Raw genomic sequence first — 19,522 nt, 5'->3', positions numbered from 1 at the left:
TTAGTTCCTCCTCAGCTTGACGTAACCACCTGGCACAACGGCCACAACACCCAATATCTCTAACTCAGTTAACTGAGCCAGTACAGCATCAACAGGTTGTTGAGTGCTTAAGACTAAATCATCAATTGTTGTAGTCTCATAAGCTACGTTATCCAACAATTGCCGATAAGGCAAATCTTGTTCTTGCATATTTTGCTCCACCGCATGCAACGGTAAAGCTGTTTGCCCAGAAAAAACGCCTAACTCTTCTATTATATCGACCGGACAAGTCACCAATTTAGCTCCTTGTTGAATCAAATGATGACAACCGGCATGTAAGGGATCATCAATAGAACCCGGCATAGCAAATACATCACGGCCTTGTTCAGCAGCGTAATTCGCAGTGAGTAAAGAGCCACTGGGTAACCCCGCTTGCACCACTAAGGTTGCCAAACTTAAGCCACTAATAATGCGATTACGTCTTGGAAAATGATTGGCTTTGGCGGCTGTACCGGGCCAAAACTCACTCACTATTGCACCCTGTTCACTGATTTGATGCGCTAGCGCCTGATGACGCTTTGGATATACCCTATCTAAACCCGTTGCCACAACCGCAATAGTGGCATCAGGTTTTGCTAGCAGCGCTCCTTTATGCGCGGCGGCATCAATTCCCAACGCCATACCACTAGTAATGGTGATCCCTTGCTCTGCAAGTTGCTGAGCAAAGCGCTTGGCATGATTTAAACCCGAAACACTAGCATGACGACTACCAACTATTGCTAGCTGAGGTTTAACTAATAGTGCGGGATTACCACGCACAAATAGCAACAGAGGCGGACGTTGGATATTGCGTAAGCATTCCGGGTAGCGCGGGTCAAAACACCCCAATAAATGGCAATCGTCTTGTTCAAGCCAGGCTAGTGCTTGTTCAATGCGCGCCTGTTTGGGTTGCAGTAGTGCAGATATTTGCGGAGGGCTAAATTGCCAAGCAGCCAATTGGCTGGCATCAGCAGCAAATAACTGCTCGACACTGCATTGGCTTAAAGCAGCTTGCAAACGTGCCGTCGAGAAACGGGGCACGCCTGCAAGTTTAAGATATTGAACTACCGATAAATTCGGTAGCAACTATAGGTTCTCCACCAAATAGTGTGGGCGAAGAATAACTTTACTATCGGTAATAATCGCGTAGCTCAATTTCTCATAGCTCTTAAATACCATCAGCTCACCCACTTTCTCGTTAGGCAGCGATACGCGCTCGTCATCGCTATTAAAGGCACGGTCGAAGTGATTAGCGGTTTCTTCGTAAGACTTGCGTCTTACCTTATCAATCATCACTTTACCTGGCTGCGCCACGGCAAACATATCACCTGGGGCCACGTTATCGCGAGTACCTTTGTTTATCACCACTACATCGTAACGACTCATTACTGAGGTATCAGTTGCTGCAGAAAGGATGTAGCCACTGCTTTCCAACTGTTTATTATTTGGAATGAAATAAGCAGGCAAGCGATCTTGGTCTGGTAGCTCCAGCATAATATCGCCTTGGCGAATTTCTTTTAATACCTGCGTCACCTTAAACTGGGTGATGTTATCTTCATGCTGACGCTCAGACACTCCAACACCAATAAAGTTAAGCACCTGGCCTAGCTCTTCTTTAGTTTCCGGATCATAGTATTTATCCGCAACGCGATATATTCCGTAGTACTGGCCTGGCTTAGTTTCGCCACGAGCATACATTGCACGGCCAATGGCAATACGCGACTGCGCATCATTGTCACCAAGCACATAAGGTGCGCCTTTCAGCATATCTTCATCAGCAATGTGGTCATGTGATAAAAATGCGCTAATTGAGGCCAGTGGCACCGTAGGAATAGGGCTAGCCTTTTCTTCAATGCGTGCCTTAGGCGTGACTTTTACAATACGCTTACGTACTAAACGAGGCTCACCGTCTTCATAAACTAACGATAAGCGATCACCTGGATAAATCAGGTGCGGATTCTCAACTTGTGGGTTGTATTGCCACAAGCGCGGCCAAAGCCACGGAGAATGTAAATACAAGGCAGAGATATCCCATAAGGTATCGCCTTTTTTCACAACATAGACTTCGGGAAAATCCTCCTTTAGTTTCAGTGTGTCAGCAATAGCACCTCCCACTAAAAACAACAAAGAGGCCCAAAGCCAAACTAATTTTTTCCCTTTCATAGTGTCTCCCAGCGACATCCCTATATCCAAAGCTGTTTTTTAGTCACATAAATGACTAGAATTACCGACAATCTACCAAAACCTGATTGAAGACAGAAGTTATGGCTGTACTTGAAGTATTGCGTTTTCCTGATGAACGCCTGCGTACTATAGCGCAACCCGTTAATAATATTGACGATAAAGTTAAAACTATAATCGAAAACATGTTTGAAACCATGTATCAAGAGGAAGGAGTTGGCCTAGCTGCGACACAGGTCAACATTCACCAGCAAATTGTAGTGATTGACGTATCAGATACGCGAGATCAACGACTTGCGTTAATTAATCCTGAAATCATCGAAACTGATGGTGAAGCATTAAATGAAGAAGGTTGTTTATCGGTTCCTGAATATCGTGCCCAAGTGCCAAGAGCAGAAAAAATCAAAGTGAAATCTTTGGATGCCGACGGTAACGAGCAGATATTTGAGGCTGAAGGCCTACTGGCTATTTGCGTGCAACACGAACTAGACCACTTAAAAGGTAAATTGTTTATCGATTACTTGTCGCCTCTTAAGCGCCAACGAGTAAAAACCAAACTCGAAAAACTTGCTCGTCGCAAGTAAGCAACCACAAAGGTACAACACAGCATGACGCCATTGCGGATCATCTTTGCCGGCACGCCGGATTTTGCGGCGCGCCACCTAAGCGCATTAATTGCCAGTGACCACCAAGTCGTAGCCGCCTATACCCAGCCAGATCGCCCTGCGGGTCGCGGTAAAAAGCTGCAAGCTAGCCCGGTAAAACAGCTAGCGCTTGAGCACGACATTGCGGTTTTCCAACCGGAAAACTTTAAGAGCGAAGAAGCACAACAGCAGTTAGCCGCGTTAAACGCCGATTTAATGGTAGTAGTGGCTTACGGTTTGCTACTGCCTCAAGTTGTTTTAGATACACCGCGTTTAGGTTGTATTAATGTGCATGGTTCTTTATTACCCCGCTGGCGCGGAGCGGCACCGATTCAGCGCTCAATTTGGGCTGGCGATAGCCACTCGGGCGTGACCATCATGCAAATGGACATTGGTTTAGATACCGGTGACATGCTGTTATTAGATAAAGTTGAAATCGCCAAAGATGAAACCAGTGCATCACTGTATGACAAACTGGCCGAAGTAGGCCCGCATTCACTGGTTAAAGCTGTTGAAGGTTTGGCAAACGGAGAGTTGAGCGCTACACCGCAAGACGATAGCCAAGCAAATTACGCCAAAAAGCTTAGCAAAGCAGAAGCCTGTATTGATTGGCAACAAGATGCCGAATTTATCGAACGCTGCATTCGCGCCTTTAATCCTTGGCCAATGAGCTACTTCACCCTAGCGGATAAAAATATCAAAGTATGGCAAGCCAGCGTACAGCAGAACTCTGGCCAACAAGCTCCAGGCACTATCATTGCGGCAGATAAACACGGCATTGTAGTGGCCACCGGCAAAGATGCTTTGCGCCTTGAGCAAATTCAAATCCCAGGCAAAAAAGCCTTAGCCGCCGCAGACGTACTAAATGCTCGAAAAGAGTGGTTTGAACTTGGTGCTAAGCTGGAGAGTGCTAATGGCTGAACAGCCAAAAAATAAGCAAATAAATGCCCGTGCAGCCGCTGCAAACATTTTGTATCAAGTGGTAGACCAAGGCCAGTCACTAAGCCAAATGCTGCCACGAGTATTGCCTCAAGTAGTAGCGCGCGATCACGCCTTGGTAAAAGAGCTATGTTTTGGTGTGCTGCGTTGGCTACCGCGTTTTGAAGCGGTTTTGCAACAGCTAATGGATAAACCCCTAAAGGGCAAAATCCGTAATGGTCACTTTTTGCTAATGGTTGGCTTGTACCAGCTGTTCTATATGCGAGTACCAGCCCACGCTGCGGTGTCGGAGACGGTATCTGCCACCAGCCAGTTAAAACTGCATAGCCTAAAAAAACTGGTTAATGGTGTATTACGCAATGCCGAACGCCAACGTGAGCAATTAGAGCCCCAGCTAACTGCCAACGACAGCTTGCAGTATTGCCACCCGAGCTGGATAAGCAAACGCTTAAAAGCCGCTTATCCAGAACAATGGGCGCAAATACTTGAAGCTAACAACCAACATGCTCCAATGTGGATCAGGGTAAACACTCTACAAGGTGAACGCGATGCTTACCAAACAGAGCTTGCGGCTTTAGAGATCACCAGCCAAAGTTCCACGCTGGCGCAGCAAGCCTTATGTTTAGACAAAGCACAGCCCGTGCATAAACTACCTCGCTTCGCCGAAGGTGCATCTTCGGTGCAAGATGGCGCCGCGCAAATGGCAGCCAGTTTATTGGATGCGCAGCCCGGTGAGCGTGTATTAGATGCCTGTGCTGCACCAGGCGGTAAAACTTGTCACATTCTAGAACTACAACCAGCATTAGCTGAGCTGGTTGCGGTAGATACCGAACAAGCACGCTTAAACCGTGTTACAGAAAATCTTGAGCGAATAGGTTTAAAAGCCACTTTACATTGTAACGACGCCAGCAAACCAGAACGTTGGAATGATCAGCCTTTCGATCGAATTTTGTTAGACGCTCCCTGCTCGGCCACTGGCGTTATTCGCCGCCACCCCGACATCAAATGGTTGCGCCGTGATAGCGATATTGCAGAATTAGTGAAGCTACAAAAAGAAATCTTAGAGGCACTTTGGCAGCAGCTAAAACCCGGTGGAGTTATGCTTTACGCGACCTGCTCGGTGTTGCCCGACGAAAATAGCCAGCAAATTGCGGCATTTTTGCAACAAACCGCGGATGCTGAACTGGTGCCAATTAACCAAGATGAAACAGCGACTCAACCTGGTTGGCAACTTTTACCCGGCAACAATAACATGGATGGTTTTTATTATGCTCGACTACGGAAAACCACTGCTTAGGCTTGCCTTTCGCGCCATCAAGAGTAACACTAAAAAATAGCAATAAACGCTTAAGGTATTGTTAGCAAATGAAAATCATTATTCTTGGAGCGGGCCAAGTAGGTGGCACGTTAGCGGAAAACCTCGTGGGTGAGAAATCAGATATCACCCTGGTAGATACTAACCAAGACCGCTTGCGAGAGTTGCAAGATAAGTTTGATTTACAGGTTGTATTTGGTCATGCCGCCCACCCCAGCGTATTACGTGAGGCAGGTGCGCACGATGCCGACATGTTAGTCGCGGTAACGAACAGCGATGAGACCAATATGGCGGCTTGCCAGATTGCTTACACACTGTTTAATACGCCAAATAAAGTGGCGCGAATTCGCTCTGAAGAGTTGCTTGCCGAGAAAGAAGCACTGTTTTGTAATGAGGCGGTTCCGCTCGACCACCTGATTGCTCCTGAGCAACTGGTTACCGACTACATCAGCCGTTTAATTGACTACCCAGGCGCACTGCAAGTGATGCAATTTGCCCGAGGTCGAGTAGGTCTGGTAGCGATTAAAGCCTACTACGGTGGTCCTTTGGTAGGTAATGCCTTATCGGTATTACGCGACCACATGCCTGATATTGAAACCCGAGTTGCAGCAATTTTCCGCCAAGGTCGCGCAATTCGCCCACAAGGCACCACTGTGATTGAAGCAGATGATGAGGTGTTTTTTGTTGCAGCCAGCGACCATATTCGCAAAGTCATGGCCGAACTGCAGAAACTTGAGAAACCTTATCGGCGCCTAATGATTGTTGGCGGCGGTAACATTGGCGCTGCGCTAGCTAAGCGCTTAGAAAGCCAATACAGCGTTAAGCTTATCGAGCGTAACCAACGCCGCGCCGAGCAACTGGCAGAAATGCTAAACAATACCATTGTATTTTGTGGTGATGCATCCGACCAAGAGTTGCTCAGCGAAGAGAACATCGAACAAGTTGATGTATTTATCGCGGTAACTAACGATGATGAAGCTAACATCATGTCGGCCATGTTAGCCAAACGTATGGGCGCTAAAAAAGTGATGGTGCTAATTCAACGTGGCGCTTACGTAGAGTTGGTACAAGGCGGCACTATTGATATTGCTATCTCTCCGCAACAAGCAACCATCTCAGCCCTGCTTACCCATGTTCGACGTGCCGATATCGTAAATGTTTACTCACTGCGCCGCGGTGCAGCTGAAGCCATTGAGGCGATCGCGCATGGCGATAGTAATACATCAAAAGTGGTGGGGCGAAGCGTTGGTGAGTTAAAGCTTCCTCCCGGTACAACCATTGGTGCAGTAGTGCGCGGTAACGAAGTGATCATCGCCCACGACGATACGGTGATTGAGCAAGATGACCACGTAGTGATGTTCTTAGTGGATAAGAAGTTTATCCCTGAAGTTGAGCGTTTATTCCAGCCTAGTCCGTTCTTCCTGTAGGTTTTTTCACATGATGATTGCCCCCGATCTAAGGCCCATCATGTTTGTGACGGGTTTGGTATTGTCCAAGCTCAGCCTACTAATGCTAGCGCCCTTAGCCATAGGAATGGCTTACGACGAACCCGATTACGTCGAGTTTTTCTATACCATCGTTATCACCCAATCTGTGGCTTTTGCCCTCATTCGCTGGGGTAAACGGCCCAACTTTAAACTCTCGGTGCGAGGCATGTTTTTGCTTACCACCACGGTCTGGTTAGTCGCCTGCTTATTTGGTGCGCTGCCCCTTTATCGAATAGACCATATTAGCTTTACCGATGCTTTTTTCGAAACCATGTCTGGGCTAACCACCACTGGTTCTACAGTACTGGCGGGTTTGGATGAGATGCCTAAAAGCGCGTTGTTGTGGCGCTCTATGCTGCAATGGCTCGGTGGAATAGGCTTTATTGTTTTAAGTGTAGCGATATTGCCATTTTTGAATGTTGGCGGAATGCGTTTATTCCAAACCGAATCATCTGATTGGTCTGATAAAAACACCCCAAAAACCAAAAATGTCGCCAGCAACATGCTCAAAGTGTATTTGTTGCTATCCATTCTTTGCGCCGGTGCTTATCACTTAACTGGCATGGACTGGTTTGAAGCGATTAATCATTCAATGACCACCATTTCAACTGGCGGTTACTCCACCTCCGATGAATCAATGGCGCATTTTAGCAATGCCAGCCACTGGGTAGGCAGCGTATTTATGTTACTCGGCGGCCTGCCCTTCTTGCTCTTGGTGCAATCGATTCGCCATAAAGATCCTCGCTACATCTGGAAAGACGCTCAAGTTAGGGGATTTGTGAGCTTAATATTGGTGGTGGGTGGTATGATGAGTATTTGGCTATGGATGCACGGTACCTTTTCACTATTAGATGCGCTGCGCATCAGCATCTTTAATATCATTTCAATTGTTACCACCACCGGTTACGGACTCACCGACTTTAGCCATTGGGGTAACTTCACCACCGTGTTATTTATCTTTTTAATGCTAGTTGGTGCCTGTTCGGGCTCTACGTCTGGGGGAATAAAAATATTTCGTTTTCAACTGGCTAGCGGCTTGTTTTCGCGCCAACTGAAACAGCTAGTTCACCCTAATGGCATTTATCCACACCGCTACAACGGCCGTTTAGTCAGCGAGCAACACATTCGCTCCTTGGTGGCTTTTATTTTTGCTTTTTTCTTTACTCTCATCTTGCTAGCCAGCGGTTTAGCCTTGCTGGGTTTAGACCCAATAACAGCATTGTCAGGCGCAATGACCGCCTTAGCTAACGTTGGCCCAGGTTTGGGTAGAGTAATTGGCCCCGACCATAACTTCCACTTACTGCCAGACTCAGCCAAGTGGCTGCTGTCTTTAGGAATGTTATTAGGGCGATTAGAAGTACTAACAGTACTGGTATTGTTTCTGCCAGCCTATTGGCGTTACCGTTAATTTTGGCGGCGATTTCGCGCCAAATAGGGGTTTAACCACCACCATAAGCCAAGATAAACCAAGTACAAACCAACGATTATGGTTTTATGTTGGTTGGTGCCTGTATCCACAATCTCAAAATCTACATTCATAATGTGGCAATACAGCCAAGCAATCACAATCGAACTGTAGATAATCGAGAAGCGCCACAAAGTAAGTAACAATGAACGCAAAGCACCAAGTAGCATAAGCAATACCTAAGCAAATAAGCCCAACGGAGAGCGACTAAAAGCCACTACGAGTATTTGGGCAAATACAGCAATGGCGGCTAAACCCGCCAATATTCTCACTAGCTGATTTGGCGCGCGCTTAAGAGCAAACATCCCCAACACAATATACACCACCAAAAGCACCACTTTAGCGGTCAGCCAATCTTGCGCGATGGGGTATTGCTGCAGCATCATGCAAAGCAAAATTGCCGCAACCAGCAAGCCTGTATCAATAATATGCGGTAGCACTTTTAACCAAGTACGCTTGAGTAATGACGAACCAAATAAGGCAAGAATCCAGCGAAAAATAAAGCCTAATATGCTTAGCATTGCCAAGGTCATATGTAGGTGTTTTACCATTGGATAGTATTCGAGCATTGCTTGTCCTTTCTGTATTCGCAAATTTTAGTCCGACCAGTGTATTAACTTGCATTTAATACCACAAACCTTTTTCTTAAGTAACAAACTCACAACATCTGCTAGGTGGCTGATTAACAAAAGAATAACTGGACAATAGTCACACCATGGCAGCAATACTGCTGTTTTATTCATCAATCCATCGCTAATAACGTGATCTAGCTCTCTTGGGGGATCTGCTAAACTGTGGGAGAGTGTCGCCACTATCTTATCTTTTTATTAACAAATGCCGGAGCTGGCCATGTCAGAAGCACCCAATATGCTACCTGCCATCGACATATTAATGTGTCATACAGGAGCCTCGTTTTTAGATGCATGCCAAGAATTAGGCGTAGACCCTAACGAAATGGCAGAATTTGGTTCCGCAGACCCAATAGACTCACAAGAAAATTAAATTAAAGGCAGCATTAGCTGCCTTTTTCATTTAAAACACCGCCTAATTCCCCACCTGAAAATTCAGCAATCACTAAATAAAATTATGCTTAAAAGGCTTTTACAACATAGTCTTAGCTTAATTTGCAAATAAGTGTAAATAGCTCACTTCTTCACTAGCTTTGCTTTCGTTTTTACGGGTACAATCGTTCGGATTCATGCCTATTTGTAGGTATTTTTAACCAATACTTCGCTTTAAAAATGGATTAAACGGGTATCTCATGTCACAGCTGTATCGAGTGAATTTCATCTGTAACGGCAAAACCTACGAGCTGTATGCTAAACACGTAAATCAAGCCAGTTTATTTGGCTTTATTGAAGTGGGTGACTTTGTATTTGATGCTCGCGCCCAATTGGTCGTTGACCCCAGCGAAGAAAAGTTAAAGACAGAGTTCTCTGGAGTAAATCGCACCCTGGTACCTATGCATAACATCTTACGAATTGATGAAGTGGACAAACTAGGTAAATCTAAAATCCATGAAGCCAGCAACATAACGCCCTTTCCTTCTGCCATTTACACGCCTAAACCATGAACCAACAGAGCCCTATAGATTGGTTTAAACTAAAAGCACAGTTTGGCAACGAACAGTTGCTTAAAGTGTGGTTAGCAGATGTTGTTAATGGCAGCGAACAAGAAGCTCAACAGATTAGACAAGCCATTGAAGACGGCAAAGTAAATAGCGGCTTATTACAACAGCTTCAAGGCATAGCCGCTTTGGTTTGTAGCCCAGCGCTTAGCACTTGGGTTAAACAGTTGAAACAGAGTGAACAGCCCCAAGCAGATCTTGAAAAATGCTTAACTTGCTACCTTGAGGTAGTAACTGAAATCACTCACTACCTCAAGCAACACTAGGGTCTGTTGATCTTTGCTGATGGTTTTTGCAGCAATTTATTAGCCATTTAGGCAAGGCAGTGAGTGTGCAGTTAAGTGGGCTTAATAATCACTCGCTAACGCTGAATAAATGGCTAAGAAATGCTGCCCGAAGGGTTCGGATAAGCGAACTTTACTCTTTGTTAAGCACTTCTTGCTTAGCCCACTAGGCTTCTAGTGCTCGCCGCGATTAAAGCCCGCTTATCTCGAACAAAATTTCAACACCAAAGATCAACAGACCCTAACTACGCTGTAAATGTCGTAGTTAAGGTTTTTTCACCCAATCGCCCGAGGGAGATTGAATATAAGCGCCACTATCACTGCGCTCAATCGCTTTTTTGCCCGCCAGCGCAGCCACTTGTTGCTCAGTTAAACCGTTCTCTTTAGCAATTTGCTTGTATTTGGTTAAACGCTTTTGGTTAATACCATCGACTAAGGCCTTTACTTCAGCATTGTGGCTAACAATGCCTAACAAACCATTGGTTTGCTCACCCACCCAACCATTATTCTTTGCTTCACCTAAATCCAAGGCCGCCACAGAAAAGCTAAGGCTTAACAGTAAGGCTAGTATCCAGCTATTCCTTTTCATCATGCTCTCCTAAAACAGTCCGCTTTCATCACTAAATAAATCATCAAGTTGCTTATCAACGCGCACTCGAATTTCATGATCAATTTTTACATTTAGATTAACCGTAATCGGCTTATCTACCGCTACCTCTACCTTAGGTGTACAGGCCGCAAGGCCTAACACTAAAACTAGGGGGAAGAAGAAGTATCGTCTATCCATTGCTGCAGTTGTCCTGACAGTTGTTCGCCAATACGCAAACTACGTAGTAGCTGATAAATGTTTTCTTGGTGACGATAATTCAATGTCACCAACCGTGGGCTAACCTGCTGATTGCGCCCAATAAGTTTTACCTGCATGTCGAGTTGCCCATCTTCGGCAAAATCGACTTCAGCTGCAAGTGTTTCATAATCAAAGTCTTCTAATAAGCTTAACGCAAAATCGAGCGACGGGTGTTGTGCTTTAATCGCCACCAGCGATTGGTGAGTAAGTGCAATATGCCCTCTTGGCTCTTCTACAGCCAGTCTCCCTGCAGAAATCGCGATGCCTTGCTCAGCAAAATGTACTGGTAGATTGCCCGATACCGATCCTTGCATGGTTAAGCCTAGTTCTGGGTAAAGTTTTACTAACTCAGCGAGTTGCACCTTTTCCAGCTCAAGATTGGCGACATTAGGCAATGCTAGCGCTAGCTGAGCTACCTTCGCTTCGCCGCCCAATACCTTAAAGCCAATATTTCGCATCATTACGCTCTGCCACTGCGCCAATGGTGCAAATTCTGTTTGCTGCCAATTAAGGGCTAACCGCGATAAAGGAATGCCGATATCCCATTGCGCTAAGGTAAATATTCCAGAATGCTGCCAGCCCAACTGAGGCTGAAATTTGAATTCACTAGTTAACTCTCCACCATCAAAGCGGAGCTCTCCCCATAGGGCATTAATATTCTGAGCCTTAAGCTCCCCATTAAGCTGCTCATTTTGCCAAGTAAACTGCAGCTCAGCTGCTGCTGACAATAGATTGGCTGGTTTAGGCAAAGTGTAAAAATACTGCTGAAGCGCAATTAAGTCTTCACCGTTTAAGCGTCCGTTAATCGCCAACTCAGGCTGTAACCGCCAACCCCCTTCCCCTTTAAGCTGCCAATCTGCAACATTAAGTTGCCATTTATGCTGTTCAAACTGCCAATCGGCTGCCGGTAGTGCTGTTTCATCAATGCTAAAACCAGAGTGGGAAGCAGCTAACTGCCAATTGTCCCAACCAGACAACTGCGCATCAATTGTTGCTGCTAAGCTTGGCAGTTTTAGATTGGCGTTAACCAGTAGGTCATCCGAGAAGTTTGCCGCAATAGAAAACTGTAGCTTGGCCAAGCGCTCGTCAGCTAACCAAGCTTGCTCAAAGTGCTGAGCTAACGTTTTAAGTAGAAGCGGCGATAGTTCCCCGCTAAGCTGCATGGTCTGCGCTTGCACAGCAACGCTTAGCTCAATGTGACTGCCTTGTGTTTCACTTAAGCTCAACTGCCATTGCTGGTCTTGCTGGCTTAGCTTTAGCTTTCCTTCAACAAGAACTTGCTTACTGTGCTTTACAATTAGCTGCTCAACTTCGATGCGGCTGCCATTAAACGCCACAGGAATGCTGAGAAGCTGAGTAAATAGTTGTTCAACCGGCGCTTGCCATTGGGCAGGTTCAAAGGTGGCTTTTCCCTGCTTGCCTGAGCTCAGCAAACAACTCACATCCAGCTCTAGATGCTCAACCTTTAATAACAGGGGAAAGCTGCTTACCTTAAGCCCTTCAATATTTAGCTGCGGGCAAGCGCCCCACGCGCCTTTGCCTAATGCGGCTTCCATTTTAGGGTTTGCGTAACAGGCAGCAGTAAACAACACGCTAAGCACCATGCTTAGTTGTAAAAATGTAGAGAAGCCCAAGTATAGGGGCTTGTGGTAACAACCACCCAAGCTAGATTCCTTTATTGCTATATCTCTAGCAGGAATACTAAGCGCTTTTGAGTGGAATAACGAGAAAACAAACAACACAATAAGCATTTGGGCTTGACGAATTGGGGCTATCCGACAAAAACTTAGTAAAACCAGCAGCTAAGGCTGCAAAACAGGAAACAACTATGATTCTACCAATCACACTAAGTAAGTGATCAGCAATAACGCAGGAAAAATACTAGAGAACAAGGCAGGATTTTTCGATGAGTAGTTATTCTACAATCAAAAATTCTAACGCAGTTATCGAGCATTTTAACCAGATAGAATGAACAGTTACTTAGTACGATTGGTATTACACAGCAAAGCAGGAGGAAGCGCTAATGCCTTGGTGGTGGTTTTTAGTCATGCTCATCATCGTGGGCATGGTGGTATATCAATTATGGCGTAATGTTCAGCAACGTCGCTGGGACTCAGCCCAACCGCTACACAGCCTTTGGGTAACTGTATCAAAACGCGATGAGATCCCCATTACTCGTCCCGGTAAAGAAAATGAAGACAGGCATAAGCGTTATCGCTATTTTGTGGAGTTCACCCCAGTGGAAGGCGGCGAGTCGCGCCGTTTTCAAATAAAACGTAAGCAGTTTCAAGATCTTACTCAAGACTTAACCGGTGAACTCACCATTCAAGGAAGCCGACTAGTGAGTTTTGAAGCTGGCGAGCCGCCCGCGGATAGCAGCGAAGGGCAATAACGCTACCAGTAAGCCAGCGGCGATTAACAGTGCCCCTAAAGCATGATAAGCCGCTAATTGCTCACCTAAAAAAGTCACGCTCAGCACGGCGCCAAATAATGGCATTAGGTGAATGTATTGGCCAGCGATATTGGCTCCCACGCTTTTAACACCATAATTCCAAGCCAAATAAGCCAGCAGAGAAGGAAAAACCGCTACATAAGCCAATGCTGCAATAGCATCATTAGTTACCTCAAACGCGGCTTCAGGTAAATTTAGCCAATAAAATGGACTCAGCACTAAGGACCCAACAACCAGCGTGCAACCTAGAAAAGCTGCGCCACCTAGCTCGGCAGGTTTATAGCGTAAGCCAATGGAATAAAGCGCCCAAACTAAAGAGGATAAAACAATCCAACCATCGCCTTGGTTGATGCTAAAAGTCGCCAACTGCTGCCACTGCCCTTTCACCAACAAAGCCAATACACCAACAAAAGACAAGACAATGCCCGCCATTTGCCGCAGGGTAATCCGTTGTTTGAGCCACACCCAACTCACTAGCAAAATAAATATCGGAATCATCGAGTTAATAATCAGTGCGTTGGTGGCAGTGGTATTTTGTAAACCGATATAAACACAGGAGTTAAACCCCGCCACACCCAAGCAGGCCAAAACCGAAATACGTAGCCAATTTTGGCTAATAACTTCTCGCTGACGCCACATACTGCGATAAAGCAAGGGCATGGCAATCAGCATGGCTAAAGTCCAGCGCCAATAAGACAAAGACATCGCTGGCACTTGTTCTGAAATATAACGCCCAGTAACAAAATTTCCGGCCCAGAATAGTGGCGGTAGAACCAGCAAGCCATAAGCCAGTAGCTTTCCTTTCATAAAACCTTCCTTCTCCACTCTAGACGTCAGCGACTTAGGGCTGTTAGGGTATAGCATCGGGCTGGGATTTGCAGTACTATCCGCCATCGCGCGGTAGCGCTTTCTAAAACATTACTATTTCATGGATAACGATCAATGAGTCTAATAGAGGCGATTAATGCAGGACTGCATGTGACAGCAATTATTTTGCTGGCAGGTGCGCTGTACTCTGAAGCCTTTTTGTTCCGTCGCGGAATGACCCAAGATGATGTGAAAAAGTTGCTGTTGGCCGATGCCACCCATGCTTTTTCCACGGTATTGATTTTTATCACCGGCGCTTTACGGCTGTTTTTGTTTCACAGCACTAGCCATACTTACCTCGACAACCCATTCTTCGCTTTAAAAATGCTACTGTTTTTTGTTGTGGTGCTGTTGTCTCTTTATCCTTCAGCTACCTTTTATCGATGGCGCAAAGCCTTAAAACAAGGCAAACCCTCGATGATTAGCTATCGCCAACACTCCTCGGTAATTTGGTTAATTCGCCTTGAGCTAGGTGTGCTGTTACTAATCCCAATGCTAGTTACGCTAGCACGTGCCGGTTTTGGCAGCTAAGAGCCTTCTTTAGTTACCTTGCGAGAACACCGCTGCCCTGCTTAAGCTAGCTTGTATTTGAACCAACTGGCCACCACCAAAACACCACTAATGAGCAACAGCCCCTAGATATTTCTGTTCTTATTCATACGCTTGTTGTATAGATAAATGCTGATATTTAGCCAGCAGGGGTTAGCAATATGAGTACATCCAATTATCGACTCAGCCAAGAGCATGAGCTGGCCACGGTGTACCCAGAAAAAATTCAACCTTACTGGGCTAAACATGCCAGCGAAGCCAGCTTTGTTGGCGCGCAAGGTTTAAGCATAAAGTATCTAAAACTAACGGCCGCCGAACCCAACAATAAGGTAATTGTGGTTTCGCCAGGGCGAACCGAAGCCTATTTAAAATACGATGAACTAGCTTACGATCTGGCCCAACAAGGCTATGATGTGTTTATCATCGACCACCGTGGCCAAGGTTTATCTGATCGTGAAAGCGCCCGCTGGCAACCCGGTGATGTAGCCAGTTTTCAATACTACGTTGATGATTTAGCCACGCTTATTGAACAGCAAGATTTGCTAGCTAATTACCAACAGCGGTTTATATTGGCGCACTCGATGGGCGGCGCTATCGCTGCTCATTACTTACAACAGTTTCCCAATACCTTTACTGCCGCCGCTCTATCTGCACCAATGTTTGGTATTAATCTAGGCATGCTACCTAAGCCAATTGCCACCAGCTTAGCAGCGATTATGAGCAAACTTGAACGGCAATTTAAGCGCGGCCCCTACTATGCGGTTGGCCAATCAGATTACAAACACTGCAGCTTTAATAATAACCACTTAACTCACAGTGAGCAGCGCTTTAAGCAGATGCAAGCCGTGTACTTGGCCCATCCCAACATTCAGCTAGGCGGACCAACCAATCGCTGGTTAGATCAAAGCTTTACCGCTATGCAACAAATCATCGAACGCGCCGACACGATCAGCGTTCCACTACTATTATTACAAGCAGAACAAGATGAAATTGTAACCGCTGTGGGCCAGCGCGCTTTTTTTCAAGCACTAGGGCCTACAAGCGCGGCATCGGCACAATTCAAGATTATTGCTGGCGCAAAACACGAAATACTGTTCGAAAGCGACTCGATGCGAAACCCTGCTTTAAGCGGTATTCTCAACTTCTTCGAACAGCACGCTAATTAAGGGCTAGGTCGCTTTTGCGGGCTAGCTAAGGAGCATCACTATGTATCAGCTTATAGCCACCGATCTCGATGGCACATTGCTCAACGGCGAGCACCAAATCTCAGAATACACGCTGCAAACCATTACCCGTTTGTATCAACAAAACGTCAAATTTTTAATCGCCACCGGTCGCCATTACATAGATGTGCGCCCCATTGCCGATCAATTCGATTTTCCCATGTATTTAATCACTTCTAACGGTGCCAGAGTGCACAATAAGCAAGGTGAAGTGCTATTTAGGGCCGACTTAAATTCGCAAGAAATCGACCGCATTTTGGATATTTCTTCTCACTACACACTACATCGCAATATTTACCATGAAGATAACTGGTACGTTGAACAAGAAAACGAATATGTCCGCTCGTTTAATCAACATTCAGGTTTTGATTATCAGTTAACCGACTTCTCCACCTTAGAACACCAACATATTTGCAAATTGTTTTTTGTGGCCGATCACGAGGTATTGCTCAAGCTAGAAAAAGACTTCACCGAAGCCTTTGGCGATAGCCTAAATATCACCTTTTCACTACCCGATTGCTTAGAGGTAATGGCGCAAAAAGCCAATAAAGGCGAGGCGCTAAAGGCGGTATTGGCACAAAAATCGATAGCGCCAGAGCACTGTATTGCCTTTGGTGACGGCCTTAATGATAAAGAAATGCTTAGTCTAGTAGGAAAAGGTGTGATCATGGCCAACGCGCATGACCGTTTGAAGTTGACTTTACCTCATTTAGAACAAACACTTAGCAACAAAGAAAATGGAGTTGCTGAATATTTAATCGGCACTTTTAAGTTGTAGTTGTCATCTTAAGGAAAGGTAATGAGGCTTGTTAAAACACTTAGCTTAGCAATTTTTAGTTGTATCACATTGTTAGGGTGCTCCCAAACGCCTCCGCCGGAACCGCCAAAAAAAGTAGAGCCCGTTAAGGTACCAGTAAAACTTAACCCGCTTACTCCGCTAAAAGGGAGCCTCACCCTAAGCGCACCAGGCGCTATCTTCACTCCTTGTCAGGGAGATAAACAATACTGGATTGAGCTGTCTTCAGCAGATAAACAAGTACTTGGCCGTTTTGCAAACAACGCAAGCATCTACGTAGAGCTTATGGGCCGTTTTGCCAACGTGGGCAAGCAAGCGCCTCAAGCCGATTACTTGGCCAAGATCACCCCAGATGAATGGCAATACTTGGCTTCTGAAGGCCCAGGCTGCAAGCTTGATATTGCCGAGCTTAGTGCTTGGGGCAATGAGCCAGGTTGGCGAATAGATATAGAAGACAACAAGTTGTTACTCAGCACACTGTCGGGCGCAGCCAATAAAACCATTACACGCAGTGGCATTGATAAAGGCCTGCACTACTGGCAAGCCGGCAGCGAACTCTACCTCAGCGTTTCTAAACAACAGTGTTTAGATACCATGGCAGACAGTGTTTATTCCTATAGCGCCGAGTTAACTTATAAGGGCAAAATCTACCAAGGTTGTGCACGACGCCCATTCAAACAGAATGTGGAGCAACTTGCTGGCTACTACAAAGTTAAACTTCCCACAGCATCTGGCTCTGGCCGCGTAGTAGATTTAAGCCTAAACGCCGACTTTAGTGCCGAACTGCAAAACACCTATCTTGAAGAAGAAAAAACCTTTAGCGAGAAGGGCTACTGGTATCCACTTAATGATTCCAGCTTGGCCTTAACCTTAAGCCAAAGTAACCACCAGCAAGTGAAAAGCGACATGATATTTGACTGGGACGGGCGACTACTGCGCTTACGTAACCCAGAATCACAACAGCAAGGCAGTGCTGGGCTAAACATGATGAAAATGGATGGCCCTGCAGTAGCTTTAGGCACCAGCAAAAAAGTCTACCACCAACGTACCTTTGAACCTGCTACCTTAATGGCCAGCAGCGACTATGACCCTGAAGTTGAAGCAGCCTTAAAACAATACTTTAAGTTGCACCGCACCGAACTAAATGGCACCAAATACCAATGGTGGAAGTTTGATCTAAATGGCGATGGCAAAGACGAAATCATTACTTATGTAGACTGGTGCGGTAGTGGCGGATGTAGCTTATTGATATTTGAAGCCAAAGATAACAATCACCGTTTCTTAAGCAAAACCACACTGGTGCACAGCCCCTTCTTTTTAGCTACGTCTAGCAATGCTCGCTGGCAAGACTTGCTACTAGAAGTATCTGGCGGCGGAGCCACTCCAGGTCTGCGTTTACTACGCTTCGACGGCCTAAGTTATCCACTTAACCCAAGCATGCAACCAGAAGCACCACAACCAGCTCCAGTAAGCGGGATTACCTTCCATGCAGAAGCCTTTAGCAAAGGGGCCGGACGAGCGTTAAACTAAGCTCACTTCATTTGCTAGCTCAATACCAAGGCTAGCGGTACAATGTCCCTGATTTTTCAGGGGCAGGTTATGACACAGCAATTCGACGTTATCATTATTGGCGCAGGCGCCGCAGGCTTGATGTGTGCGGCTACCGCCGGCTATCGCGGGCGCTCGGTTTTGGTGATTGATAACGCCAAAAAAGCAGGTCGAAAAATCCTTATTAGTGGCGGCGGTCGTTGTAACTTTACTAATCAGAGTGTTAGCCCAGACAACTTCTTATGTGGTAACCCACACTTTGTTAAATCCGCTCTTGCACGCTACCCCTCAAGCAATTTTATAGAGTTGGTCGAGCGCCACGGCATCGAATACCACGAACGCGACCATGGTCAATTGTTCTGTAACGACAGTGCTAAAGACATCGTAGACATGCTGCTCACCGAATGCGATTGGGCAGGCGTTACCATTAGCCTACGTAGCGAAATGAAGTACGTAAAACAGCTCGATGAACAACAGTTTGAAGTGCACGCTGGCGGTCAATGCTACCAAGCCAATTCCTTGGTAATCGCCACCGGCGGGCTATCTATGCCTAAACTGGGTGCCACTCCATTTGGCTACAAGTTGGCAGAACAGTTTGGCCTTAAAGTACTGCCCACTAGAGCCGGTTTAGTGCCATTTACTTGGCATAGCGATCAAAAAGAGCGCTTTGAAGCCCTTTCGGGCATCGCGGTGCCAAGTTGCATTACTGCCGCTAACGGCAAGCAATTTAGCGAAGCGCTATTATTTACCCACCGCGGCTTATCAGGCCCCGCCATATTGCAAATATCTAACTACTGGCAACCCGGTGAAGCAGTAAGCATTAACCTGTTACCCAAACAAGATGCCGCCTCCTTAATCGAACAGGTATTATCGCAACATCCCAAACAAAGCCTAAAAAACACCTTAAGCCAATGGCTGCCAAAACGCCTGGTAGAAGCACTATTTGACGAAACCACGCTAGCCAAAGCACTTAATCAGCTAGGCCATGGCGAACGCGACAGTATTGCAGCCAAGCTAAACAACTGGCAAATAACCATGAATGGCACCGAGGGCTACCGCACCGCCGAAGTCACCCTTGGCGGCGTAGACACTAACGAACTCAGCTCCAAAACCATGCAAGCCAATAATGTAAAAGGCCTCTACTTTATTGGCGAAGTAATGGATGTAACCGGTTGGCTGGGGGGCTTTAATTTTCAATGGGCATGGGCCAGTGGCGTAGCCTGCGGCCTAGATTGTTAATTATGTGTAATGACAATTTAGTTTGCACACTTCCCGTATAG

General features: G+C 46.1%; 22 protein-coding genes. 14 read left to right on the top strand and 8 right to left on the bottom strand.

Annotated elements, in window-relative coordinates; translation table 11 throughout:
* Entirely contained in the window at positions 1–1,104 is a 1,104-nt protein-coding gene (dprA, locus tag OV592_RS01135; protein WP_406610123.1) for a DNA-processing protein DprA, read from the bottom strand.
* Complete coding sequence (locus OV592_RS01130) at positions 1,105–2,181, bottom strand: LysM peptidoglycan-binding domain-containing protein (RefSeq protein ID WP_016399901.1); 1,077 nt, start codon at positions 2,179–2,181, stop codon at positions 1,105–1,107. It abuts the gene before it with no gap.
* Positions 2,182–2,282: 101 nt separating this feature from the next.
* Between OV592_RS01130 and def the strand changes: the two genes are divergently transcribed.
* The 5 genes from def to OV592_RS01105 all read left to right on the top strand — a co-directional run bounded on the left by def (position 2,283) and on the right by OV592_RS01105 (position 7,992).
* Positions 2,283–2,783, top strand: a complete 501-nt coding sequence (def, locus tag OV592_RS01125; protein ID WP_220719421.1) for a peptide deformylase — start codon at positions 2,283–2,285, stop codon at positions 2,781–2,783.
* 24 nt (positions 2,784–2,807) lie between these two features.
* Positions 2,808–3,764 (top strand): methionyl-tRNA formyltransferase, encoded by a 957-nt coding sequence (gene fmt, locus OV592_RS01120; RefSeq protein WP_406610121.1) that lies wholly within the window; start codon positions 2,808–2,810, stop codon positions 3,762–3,764.
* Positions 3,757–5,079 (top strand): 16S rRNA (cytosine(967)-C(5))-methyltransferase RsmB, encoded by a 1,323-nt coding sequence (rsmB, locus tag OV592_RS01115; protein ID WP_406610120.1) that lies wholly within the window; start codon positions 3,757–3,759, stop codon positions 5,077–5,079. Before fmt ends, rsmB begins: the two co-directional genes overlap by 8 nt.
* Before the next feature lie 68 nt (positions 5,080–5,147).
* On the top strand, positions 5,148–6,524 hold the full coding sequence (gene trkA, locus OV592_RS01110; protein ID WP_152783785.1) for a Trk system potassium transporter TrkA: 1,377 nt from the start codon (positions 5,148–5,150) through the stop codon (positions 6,522–6,524).
* A 10-nt stretch (positions 6,525–6,534) separates the two neighbouring features.
* Complete coding sequence (locus tag OV592_RS01105; RefSeq protein WP_406610119.1) at positions 6,535–7,992, top strand: TrkH family potassium uptake protein; 1,458 nt, start codon at positions 6,535–6,537, stop codon at positions 7,990–7,992.
* Here OV592_RS01105 and OV592_RS01100 read toward each other — a convergent pair.
* Together OV592_RS01100 and OV592_RS01095 are read right to left on the bottom strand one after the other, a co-directional pair.
* Positions 7,989–8,219: a hypothetical protein gene (locus OV592_RS01100; protein ID WP_016399907.1), complete on the bottom strand. Its 231-nt coding sequence runs from the start codon at positions 8,217–8,219 to the stop codon at positions 7,989–7,991. The two genes, OV592_RS01105 and OV592_RS01100, sit on opposite strands and share 4 nt — an antisense overlap.
* A gap of 9 nt (positions 8,220–8,228) precedes the next feature.
* Positions 8,229–8,618: a SirB2 family protein gene (locus OV592_RS01095; RefSeq protein ID WP_406610118.1), complete on the bottom strand. Its 390-nt coding sequence runs from the start codon at positions 8,616–8,618 to the stop codon at positions 8,229–8,231.
* A gap of 280 nt (positions 8,619–8,898) precedes the next feature.
* Between OV592_RS01095 and OV592_RS01090 the strand changes: the two genes are divergently transcribed.
* The 3 genes from OV592_RS01090 (at position 8,899) to OV592_RS01080 (ending at position 9,942) form a co-directional block, all read left to right on the top strand.
* Positions 8,899–9,051 carry a hypothetical protein gene (locus OV592_RS01090; protein ID WP_016399909.1) on the top strand — a complete coding sequence of 51 codons (153 nt, stop codon included), beginning with the start codon at positions 8,899–8,901 and terminating at the stop codon, positions 9,049–9,051.
* A gap of 259 nt (positions 9,052–9,310) precedes the next feature.
* Positions 9,311–9,622, top strand: a complete 312-nt coding sequence (locus tag OV592_RS01085) for a DUF1820 family protein (protein ID WP_406610117.1) — start codon at positions 9,311–9,313, stop codon at positions 9,620–9,622.
* Positions 9,619–9,942: a hypothetical protein gene (locus tag OV592_RS01080; RefSeq protein ID WP_406610116.1), complete on the top strand. Its 324-nt coding sequence runs from the start codon at positions 9,619–9,621 to the stop codon at positions 9,940–9,942. The genes OV592_RS01085 and OV592_RS01080 overlap by 4 nt, the downstream gene beginning before the upstream one ends.
* A gap of 283 nt (positions 9,943–10,225) precedes the next feature.
* On the opposite strand, the gene OV592_RS01075 is transcribed toward OV592_RS01080, so the two are convergent.
* The 3 genes from OV592_RS01075 to OV592_RS01065 are packed head-to-tail and all read right to left on the bottom strand — an operon-like array spanning position 10,226 to position 12,471.
* On the bottom strand, positions 10,226–10,552 hold the full coding sequence (locus OV592_RS01075) for a YdbL family protein (RefSeq protein WP_040306593.1): 327 nt from the start codon (positions 10,550–10,552) through the stop codon (positions 10,226–10,228).
* 6 nt (positions 10,553–10,558) lie between these two features.
* Positions 10,559–10,747: a YnbE family lipoprotein gene (locus OV592_RS01070; protein WP_016399913.1), complete on the bottom strand. Its 189-nt coding sequence runs from the start codon at positions 10,745–10,747 to the stop codon at positions 10,559–10,561.
* A complete protein-coding gene (locus tag OV592_RS01065) occupies positions 10,717–12,471 on the bottom strand; it encodes a YdbH domain-containing protein (RefSeq protein WP_406610115.1) in 1,755 nt (584 codons plus the stop codon). The genes OV592_RS01070 and OV592_RS01065 overlap by 31 nt, the downstream gene beginning before the upstream one ends.
* A 359-nt stretch (positions 12,472–12,830) precedes the next feature.
* Here OV592_RS01065 and OV592_RS01060 point away from each other — a divergent pair, with 359 nt between their 5' ends.
* On the top strand, positions 12,831–13,199 hold the full coding sequence (locus OV592_RS01060) for a DUF2500 family protein (RefSeq protein ID WP_040306597.1): 369 nt from the start codon (positions 12,831–12,833) through the stop codon (positions 13,197–13,199).
* Here the strand turns inward: OV592_RS01060 and OV592_RS01055 are convergent.
* The gene (locus tag OV592_RS01055) at positions 13,146–14,066 is read right to left on the bottom strand and encodes a DMT family transporter (RefSeq protein WP_406610114.1); all 921 of its coding nucleotides are present in this window, start codon (positions 14,064–14,066) and stop codon (positions 13,146–13,148) included. The two genes, OV592_RS01060 and OV592_RS01055, sit on opposite strands and share 54 nt — an antisense overlap.
* 135 nt (positions 14,067–14,201) lie before the next feature.
* On the opposite strand from OV592_RS01055, the gene OV592_RS01050 reads away from it, so the two are divergent.
* The 5 genes from OV592_RS01050 to OV592_RS01030 all read left to right on the top strand — a co-directional run bounded on the left by OV592_RS01050 (position 14,202) and on the right by OV592_RS01030 (position 19,481).
* A complete protein-coding gene (locus OV592_RS01050; RefSeq protein ID WP_016399917.1) occupies positions 14,202–14,657 on the top strand; it encodes a DUF2214 family protein in 456 nt (151 codons plus the stop codon).
* Between the two features lie 179 nt (positions 14,658–14,836).
* Complete coding sequence (locus OV592_RS01045; RefSeq protein WP_406610113.1) at positions 14,837–15,841, top strand: alpha/beta fold hydrolase; 1,005 nt, start codon at positions 14,837–14,839, stop codon at positions 15,839–15,841.
* Positions 15,842–15,881: 40 nt separating this feature from the next.
* Entirely contained in the window at positions 15,882–16,676 is a 795-nt protein-coding gene (locus tag OV592_RS01040; RefSeq protein WP_406610112.1) for a Cof-type HAD-IIB family hydrolase, read from the top strand.
* 21 nt (positions 16,677–16,697) lie between these two features.
* The gene (locus OV592_RS01035) at positions 16,698–18,224 is read left to right on the top strand and encodes a copper resistance protein NlpE N-terminal domain-containing protein (RefSeq protein ID WP_406610111.1); all 1,527 of its coding nucleotides are present in this window, start codon (positions 16,698–16,700) and stop codon (positions 18,222–18,224) included.
* 69 nt (positions 18,225–18,293) lie between these two features.
* Positions 18,294–19,481 carry an NAD(P)/FAD-dependent oxidoreductase gene (locus tag OV592_RS01030; protein ID WP_406610110.1) on the top strand — a complete coding sequence of 396 codons (1,188 nt, stop codon included), beginning with the start codon at positions 18,294–18,296 and terminating at the stop codon, positions 19,479–19,481.
* The last annotated feature ends 41 nt before the right edge of the window (positions 19,482–19,522 follow it).

The organism is Agarivorans sp. JK6 (genome assembly GCF_045277145.1).
GTDB classification, from domain to species: domain Bacteria; phylum Pseudomonadota; class Gammaproteobacteria; order Enterobacterales; family Celerinatantimonadaceae; genus Agarivorans; species Agarivorans albus.
Note: the sequence above shows the minus strand (reverse complement) of the source record. Positions and strands in the feature narration are given on the sequence as shown.

Bases quoted from the DNA above. Each gene is read 5' to 3' on its own strand.
- OV592_RS01050 (WP_016399917.1), top strand. From the start codon at position 14,202: ATGAGTCTAATAGAGGCGATTAATGCAGGACTGCATGTGACAGCAATT.
- OV592_RS01130 (WP_016399901.1), bottom strand. From the start codon at position 2,181: ATGAAAGGGAAAAAATTAGTTTGGCTTTGGGCCTCTTTGTTGTTTTTA.
- OV592_RS01045 (WP_406610113.1), top strand. From the start codon at position 14,837: ATGAGTACATCCAATTATCGACTCAGCCAAGAGCATGAGCTGGCCACG.
- OV592_RS01105 (WP_406610119.1), top strand. From the start codon at position 6,535: ATGATGATTGCCCCCGATCTAAGGCCCATCATGTTTGTGACGGGTTTG.
- OV592_RS01055 (WP_406610114.1), bottom strand. From the start codon at position 14,066: ATGAAAGGAAAGCTACTGGCTTATGGCTTGCTGGTTCTACCGCCACTA.
- fmt (WP_406610121.1), top strand. From the start codon at position 2,808: ATGACGCCATTGCGGATCATCTTTGCCGGCACGCCGGATTTTGCGGCG.
- rsmB (WP_406610120.1), top strand. From the start codon at position 3,757: ATGGCTGAACAGCCAAAAAATAAGCAAATAAATGCCCGTGCAGCCGCT.
- OV592_RS01030 (WP_406610110.1), top strand. From the start codon at position 18,294: ATGACACAGCAATTCGACGTTATCATTATTGGCGCAGGCGCCGCAGGC.
- def (WP_220719421.1), top strand. From the start codon at position 2,283: ATGGCTGTACTTGAAGTATTGCGTTTTCCTGATGAACGCCTGCGTACT.
- OV592_RS01060 (WP_040306597.1), top strand. From the start codon at position 12,831: ATGCCTTGGTGGTGGTTTTTAGTCATGCTCATCATCGTGGGCATGGTG.
- OV592_RS01100 (WP_016399907.1), bottom strand. From the start codon at position 8,219: ATGCTACTTGGTGCTTTGCGTTCATTGTTACTTACTTTGTGGCGCTTC.
- OV592_RS01070 (WP_016399913.1), bottom strand. From the start codon at position 10,747: ATGGATAGACGATACTTCTTCTTCCCCCTAGTTTTAGTGTTAGGCCTT.
- OV592_RS01085 (WP_406610117.1), top strand. From the start codon at position 9,311: ATGTCACAGCTGTATCGAGTGAATTTCATCTGTAACGGCAAAACCTAC.
- OV592_RS01075 (WP_040306593.1), bottom strand. From the start codon at position 10,552: ATGATGAAAAGGAATAGCTGGATACTAGCCTTACTGTTAAGCCTTAGC.
- OV592_RS01080 (WP_406610116.1), top strand. From the start codon at position 9,619: ATGAACCAACAGAGCCCTATAGATTGGTTTAAACTAAAAGCACAGTTT.
- OV592_RS01095 (WP_406610118.1), bottom strand. From the start codon at position 8,618: ATGCTCGAATACTATCCAATGGTAAAACACCTACATATGACCTTGGCA.
- OV592_RS01090 (WP_016399909.1), top strand. From the start codon at position 8,899: ATGTCAGAAGCACCCAATATGCTACCTGCCATCGACATATTAATGTGT.
- OV592_RS01040 (WP_406610112.1), top strand. From the start codon at position 15,882: ATGTATCAGCTTATAGCCACCGATCTCGATGGCACATTGCTCAACGGC.
- trkA (WP_152783785.1), top strand. From the start codon at position 5,148: ATGAAAATCATTATTCTTGGAGCGGGCCAAGTAGGTGGCACGTTAGCG.
- OV592_RS01035 (WP_406610111.1), top strand. From the start codon at position 16,698: ATGAGGCTTGTTAAAACACTTAGCTTAGCAATTTTTAGTTGTATCACA.